Raw genomic sequence first — 6,409 nt, forward strand, 5'->3', positions numbered from 1 at the left:
CAAACTTTTCCGCCTTCCCTACCCGGGCAGGCTCAACGCAACTCGTTTAAGCCTTATTCCGCTGCTTCCAGACGGATATTGCGGCTCTGCACGGCGTTGCGTGTGTAATCATCAATGCGCTTTTCAATTTCCGGACGGAAATTGCGGATCAAGCCCTGAATTGGCCATGCAGCCGCATCACCAAGCGCGCAGATCGTGTGACCTTCAATCTGCTTGGTCACGTCGAACAGCATGTCGATTTCGCGCTTCTGCGCGTTGCCCTTGACCATGCGTTCCATGACGCGCCACATCCAGCCGGTGCCTTCACGGCACGGCGTGCACTGGCCGCAGCTTTCATGCTTGAAGAACGCCGACAAACGGGCAATCGCCTTGATGATGTCCGTGGACTTGTCCATGACAATCAGGCCGCCGGTGCCGAACGACGATTTCTTGTCGCGCATGCCGTCGAAATCCATGATGGCGTCCATCATGTCTTCACCCTTGATGACCGGGCACGATGCGCCGCCGGGAATAACCGCCAGCAGATTGTCCCAGCCGCCGCGAATGCCGCCAGCATGCTTTTCGATCAGTTCGCGGAACGGAATGCCAAGGCCTTCTTCCACCACGCAAGGCGTATTCACATGGCCTGAAACCTGGAACAGCTTGGTGCCGACATTGTTCGGACGACCGATGGACGAGAACCATGCACCGCCGCGACGCAGGATCGTCGGCGCAACCGCGATCGATTCCACGTTGTTCACGGTGGTCGGGCAACCATACAGACCCATATTGGCCGGGAATGGCGGCTTCAGGCGCGGCTGGCCCTTCTTGCCTTCAAGGCTTTCGAGCAGCGCGGTTTCTTCGCCACAGATATAAGCGCCAGCGCCGTGGGAGACAAAAATGTCCATATCCCAGCCGCACTTGTTATCCTTGCCAAGCAAACCGGCATCGTAACATTCGTCGATCGCTGCCTGCAGGGCTTCACGCTCACGCATGAATTCGCCGCGGATATAGATATAAGCGGTGTGTGCACCCATGGCGCAACCGGCGATCACGCAGCCTTCAATCAGCGTATGCGGATCGTGGCGCAGAATTTCGCGGTCCTTACAGGTGCCCGGCTCGGATTCGTCGGCATTGACGACGAGATAATGCGGGCGACCGTCGCTCTGCTTGGGCATGAACGACCACTTGAGACCCGTCGGGAAGCCAGCGCCGCCACGGCCACGCAGGCCCGACGCTTTCATCTCGTCGATGATCCAGTCACGGCCCTTCTCGATGAAGCCCTTGGTGTTGTCCCAATGGCCGCGAGCCATAGCACCCTTGAGGGAGCGATCTTTGAAGCCGTAAATATTGGTGAAGATGCGATCTTTATCAGCCAGCATGTCTCACCTGTTTCCGTTCGTGTTTGCGAATATCGAAGTCATCATACCGGCTTCTTTCCGAATACCTTGATGTATTCCTCGACGCCGCCCTTGGCCAAAGCCTTGGCTTGCTTCACCCATTCTTCACGCTCGATGCGACCGTGGAAGCTGAGATAACCATCAACCCATTCGCGCTCGGCCTTCTTCCAGGCAGCAACCTGCTTGAAGGTGAAGATGCCCAGCTCATGCAGGGTTGCTTCAATCTTCGGGCCAACGCCGGAGATCAGCTTCAGATCGTCAACGGCTTCCGGACGCTCCATGGCGACCGGGCGATTGGTATCGTCGAGCTTGAATGCCTGTTTCGTATCGACCGAAGCGGCCTTCTCGGCAGCCTTCGACACCTTGACGTCCGAAGGCGTCTTCAGGGCCGGATCGGTTTCAGGCGCATTGGTGACCGGCTTTGCAGCGTTGGACGGCGCAGCGGCCTTTTCTTCAGCAGCCTTGGCTTCGGCTTCCGCCTTGGCCTTTGCTTCCGCTTCAGCCTTCGCCTTGGCAGTCGCGGCGTCCGATGCCTTGCGGGTTTCGAGACCGATCTTCTTGTAGTCCAGATCTTCGGTCAGCGAGGTCAGGCCGTTGATCGGCTCAGACGTCACGCGGTCTTCCTGCGGACCCGGCTTGACGGTATCGCCCTTGCCAGCTTCGAAAGCGTCGATGATTTCTGCAAGGCGTTCCGGCGTCAGATCTTCGTAGGCGTCCTTGAAGATCATGACCATCGGTGCATTGGCGCAAGCGCCCTGGCATTCGACTTCTTCCCACGACAGCGTGCCGTCGGCATTGGTCTCGAACGGGTCGTGGTTGATCTTGTGACGGCAAACGTCCATCAGCGCTTCCGAACCGCGCAGCATGCACGGGGTCGTACCGCAAACCTGAATGTGAGCGCGCGTGCCAACCGGCTTCAGCTGGAACTGCGTATAGAAAGTTGCGACTTCCAGAACGCGGATCAGCGGCATGTCGAGCATGGCTGCTACATGTTCAATGGCAGCTTTCGTGACCCAGCCGTCCTGCTCCTGCGCACGCATGAGCAATGGAATAACAGCCGACTGCTGACGGCTTTCTGGGAATTTTGCGATCGTCTTGTGCGCCCAGACCTGATTTTCCGCGTTGAACGCGAAAGCGGCTGGCTGGACGGCATCATCTGCGAGACGGCGAACGGACATCAGCGGTCAACCTCACCAAACACGATATCGAGCGAGCCAAGAATTGCCGACACGTCAGCCAGCATATGGCCGCGGCACAGGAAATCCATGGCTTGAAGATGGGCAAAGCCCGGAGCGCGCAGCTTGCAGCGATAAGGCTTGTTGGAGCCGTCCGAGACGAGGAAGACGCCAAATTCGCCCTTAGGGGCTTCAACTGCTGCGTAAACTTCACCGGCAGGCACATGGTAGCCTTCCGTGTAAAGCTTGAAGTGGTGGATGAGCGCTTCCATCGAACGCTTCATCTCGCCGCGCTTCGGCGGCACTATCTTGTTGTCCGTATTGGAAACCGGACCAACACGTTCCTTGCCGAGAAGCAGGTCAACGCACTGGCGCATGATACGGGCCGACTGGCGCATTTCTTCCATGCGGATCAGGTAGCGGTCGTAGCAATCGCCGTTCTTGCCGATTGGAATATCGAATTCCATCTCGTTGTAGCACTCGTAAGGCTGCGACTTGCGCAGATCCCATGCAGCGCCCGAACCGCGAACCATGACGCCCGAGAAGCCCCATGCCCATGCATCTTCCAGCGAGACCACGCCGATATCGACGTTACGCTGCTTGAAAATACGGTTCGGTGTGATGAGGTCATCAAGATTGTTGAGCGTCGTGAAGAACGGATCGATCCACTTGCCGATGTCTTCCACGAGCTGATCCGGCAGGTCCTGATGGACGCCACCCGGACGGAAATAAGCGGCGTGCATACGTGCGCCGCAGGCGCGTTCGTAGAACACCATCAGCTTTTCGCGCTCTTCGAAGCCCCAGAGCGGCGGCGTCAATGCGCCAACGTCCATGGCCTGCGTGGTCACGTTCAGCAGGTGGTTCAGGATACGGCCGATTTCCGAATAGAGAACGCGGATCAGCTGACCGCGCTTCGGCACATCGATGCCCATAAGGCGTTCGACGGCGAGCGCATAAGCGTGCTCCTGATTCATCGGCGCCACATAGTCGAGGCGGTCGAGATAAGGCACAGCCTGAAGATAGGTCTTGGCTTCCATGAGCTTCTCGGTGCCGCGATGCAGCAGACCGATATGCGGATCGACGCGGTCGACGACTTCGCCGTCGAGTTCCAGCACCAGACGCAGCACACCGTGCGCGGCAGGATGCTGCGGGCCAAAGTTGATATTGAAATTGCGGACCTGAGTCTCAGCCATGTTCAGCTTCCCGTCGCTCAGTTCGTCTTTGCCTTCTCATCGCCCGGCAGGACGTAATCCGTCCCTTCCCATGGCGAGAGAAAATCGAAATTGCGGAATTCCTGACGCAGTTCGACAGGTTCGTAGATGACGCGCTTCAGCTCGTCGCTGTAACGCACTTCCACAAAGCCGGTCAGCGGGAAATCCTTGCGCAGCGGATGGCCTTCGAAACCGTAGTCGGTCAGAAGGCGACGCAGATCCGGGTGGCCGGAGAACAGCACGCCATACATGTCGTAGGCCTCGCGTTCGTACCATTCGGCACCCACGAAAACCGAAACCGCCGACGGAACCAGCGTATCTTCATCGGCCTGAACCTTGACGCGGATGCGCTGGTTCTGACGCGGAGACATCAGCTGATAGACCACATCGAAGCGATTGGTGCGCTGCGGATAGTCAACGCCGGAAATGTCCGTCAGATTGACGAACTGGCACTGCACATCGTCACGCAGGAAGGTCAGAACGCTGATAAGGCTCGTCACCGGTACGCAAAGCGTCAGCTCGCCATAGGCCAGCTTCGCCTCTTCGATTGCATCGCCGAGGCGTTCTTTGATGTAGCCGGAAAGTTCACCGAGAGCTTCTTCGCTCATTTCCCTAACTTCCTTATTTAGAACTCACACTGCACTTGCCTTGGGAGACTTTTGGGAGAAATCCCACGCGGCGGTGTCAGTCGAACCCTAACAAAACCTGTATGGCGCGAACCGGTCCAGAGACCGGATTAACGCTCGATCGTACCCGTGCGACGAATCTTCTTCTGGAGAAGAAGGATGCCGTAAAGCAGAGCTTCCGCGGTCGGCGGGCAGCCAGGCACATAGATGTCGACCGGAACCACGCGATCGCAGCCACGAACCACCGAATAGGAATAGTGGTAGTAGCCGCCGCCGTTGGCGCAGGAACCCATCGAGATCACATAGCGCGGCTCAGGCATCTGGTCGTAGACCTTGCGCAGAGCGGGCGCCATCTTGTTGGTCAGCGTGCCTGCAACGATCATCACGTCGGACTGACGCGGAGACGCGCGCGGTGCAATACCGAAGCGTTCGGCGTCGTAGCGCGGCATGGAAATGTGCATCATTTCCACAGCGCAGCATGCAAGACCGAAAGTCATCCACATCAGCGAACCGGTACGCGCCCAGGTGATCAGAGCGTCAGCAGATGTGACGATGAAGCCCTTGTCGGACAGTTCACTGTTCAGATCGTTGAAGAAAGCATCGTCGGAGCCGACAGGCTTGCCCGTACGTGGGTCAAGAATGCCCTTCGGCTGCGGAGCCACGAGTGTGGTGTTGGCTGTGGTCAATCCCATTCCAGCGCTCCCTTCTTCCATTCATAGATGAAGCCGATGGTGAGGACGCCAAGGAACAGCATCATCGACGCAAAGCCGAACCAACCAATGGAACCGAAGGACACAGCCCACGGAAACAGGAAGGCGACTTCCAGATCGAAGATGATGAAGAGAATCGACACGAGATAAAAACGAATGTCGAATTTCATACGGGCGTCATCGAAGGCATTGAAGCCGCACTCGTAAGCTGAAAGCTTTTCCGGGTCTGGCTGTCTATATGCGACGAGGAACGGCGCAACCAGAAGGGCTACACCGATTACCATTGCGATGCCGAGAAAGATGACAATCGGCAAATAGGAACTTAAAAGCTCGTTCATGATCCTTTATCCGGCTTGAATACGAGGCTGCGCCGCCTGTCATAAGCTTTTTGAAGCCCACGACCATGCGACACATTGCATCTGTTGCAACCTCGTCGCCCCAAGCAGCTTCAAAAGGCATGCCGTGCGAACTAAGCGCTTTCGCGGGGACGGTTAGCGCAGCCCGCGTTGAAGCGCAACCCCTCCAGCGCCTTCAGGTGGGCATAGTCGGGTCGAGATGCTTAATAAGGCGTCGCCTCAGGCCCGAATAACCCGGCTGAACCCGTTCAGCCCCATGATGGCGCAGTAAGATCATAATTTTGTGAGGCAATGTCTCACGATGCATTCTCGCTGACAACAGCAAAGAGAATCATCGCCTCTATAAATAAAGTACGCCCGCATGCCGTTCGCCGCGCCGCAGAACGAGAGATAAATATAAGCGCGCCGCGACAAATTGATCTCCCTCCCCCAACATCGCAAATGCAGCGTCCGAAAACGCCACGCTGTGAGACGCGCAAAATTTCTTTCGTGCAGGCAGCAATTTGGAGAATGGAAATAGTCCGGCACCCTCGCAGTGCGCCAAGCCATGCCTTCAGATCGGCAGGACAGACTTTATCATAAGGACATTGTTTGGAATCAGAATCGAAGGGAGGTCACATATGCAGCATTTTCTGCTCGCCGGCGGCGACCTCCTGGTGATCGGCGTGATCGTTCTCTCGGTCGCCTATCTCTCCTGGAAACAATTCTCCCGATAAAAGAGCGTTTGCTCAAACACCGATGCGAACCAGCCGACGGGTCAAATCCGCCTGCGCATGTTTGTACGGTATATTTTGTTATTTCTGGGAAGACGTTCGGCAAATGGCGTGGAGCGCCACTTTCAATTCAACAGTACATTTGATTGTGTTGAAGGAAAGTGGCGCGAGTGACGGGGCTCGAACCCGCGACCTCCGGCGTGACAGGCCGGCACTCTAACCAACTGAGCTACACCCGC

6 protein-coding genes and 1 tRNA gene are annotated in these 6,409 nt (G+C 57.0%); all 7 read right to left on the bottom strand.

Annotated features, from left to right (window positions below; all coding sequences use genetic code 11):
• Window positions 1-53: 53 nt before the first annotated feature.
• Entirely contained in the window at window positions 54-1,361 is a 1,308-nt protein-coding gene (gene nuoF, locus ACTJKP_RS19260; RefSeq protein WP_078338427.1) for an NADH-quinone oxidoreductase subunit NuoF, read from the bottom strand.
• 41 nt (window positions 1,362-1,402) lie between these two features.
• Window positions 1,403-2,557, bottom strand: a complete 1,155-nt coding sequence (locus ACTJKP_RS19265; protein ID WP_440631805.1) for an NADH-quinone oxidoreductase subunit E — start codon at window positions 2,555-2,557, stop codon at window positions 1,403-1,405.
• On the bottom strand, window positions 2,557-3,747 hold the full coding sequence (locus ACTJKP_RS19270; protein WP_078338425.1) for an NADH-quinone oxidoreductase subunit D: 1,191 nt from the start codon (window positions 3,745-3,747) through the stop codon (window positions 2,557-2,559). Before ACTJKP_RS19270 ends, ACTJKP_RS19265 begins: the two co-directional genes overlap by 1 nt.
• Before the next feature lie 17 nt (window positions 3,748-3,764).
• Window positions 3,765-4,373, bottom strand: a complete 609-nt coding sequence (locus ACTJKP_RS19275) for an NADH-quinone oxidoreductase subunit C (RefSeq protein WP_440631806.1) — start codon at window positions 4,371-4,373, stop codon at window positions 3,765-3,767.
• A gap of 128 nt (window positions 4,374-4,501) precedes the next feature.
• Entirely contained in the window at window positions 4,502-5,083 is a 582-nt protein-coding gene (locus tag ACTJKP_RS19280; RefSeq protein WP_078338423.1) for a NuoB/complex I 20 kDa subunit family protein, read from the bottom strand.
• Window positions 5,074-5,439 carry an NADH-quinone oxidoreductase subunit A gene (locus ACTJKP_RS19285; RefSeq protein WP_078338422.1) on the bottom strand — a complete coding sequence of 122 codons (366 nt, stop codon included), beginning with the start codon at window positions 5,437-5,439 and terminating at the stop codon, window positions 5,074-5,076. The genes ACTJKP_RS19280 and ACTJKP_RS19285 overlap by 10 nt, the downstream gene beginning before the upstream one ends.
• Before the next feature lie 893 nt (window positions 5,440-6,332).
• Window positions 6,333-6,409, bottom strand: a tRNA-Asp gene (locus tag ACTJKP_RS19290).

This window comes from Brucella sp. 22210 (assembly GCF_052045675.1).
Lineage (GTDB): Bacteria > Pseudomonadota > Alphaproteobacteria > Rhizobiales > Rhizobiaceae > Brucella.

Excerpts from the sequence above, each read along its gene's own strand:
- ACTJKP_RS19275 (WP_440631806.1), bottom strand. The coding sequence starts at position 4,373 with ATGAGCGAAGAAGCTCTCGGTGAACTTTCCGGCTACATCAAAGAACGC.
- ACTJKP_RS19285 (WP_078338422.1), bottom strand. The coding sequence starts at position 5,439 with ATGAACGAGCTTTTAAGTTCCTATTTGCCGATTGTCATCTTTCTCGGC.
- nuoF (WP_078338427.1), bottom strand. The coding sequence starts at position 1,361 with ATGCTGGCTGATAAAGATCGCATCTTCACCAATATTTACGGCTTCAAA.
- ACTJKP_RS19280 (WP_078338423.1), bottom strand. The coding sequence starts at position 5,083 with ATGGGATTGACCACAGCCAACACCACACTCGTGGCTCCGCAGCCGAAG.
- ACTJKP_RS19270 (WP_078338425.1), bottom strand. The coding sequence starts at position 3,747 with ATGGCTGAGACTCAGGTCCGCAATTTCAATATCAACTTTGGCCCGCAG.
- ACTJKP_RS19265 (WP_440631805.1), bottom strand. The coding sequence starts at position 2,557 with ATGTCCGTTCGCCGTCTCGCAGATGATGCCGTCCAGCCAGCCGCTTTC.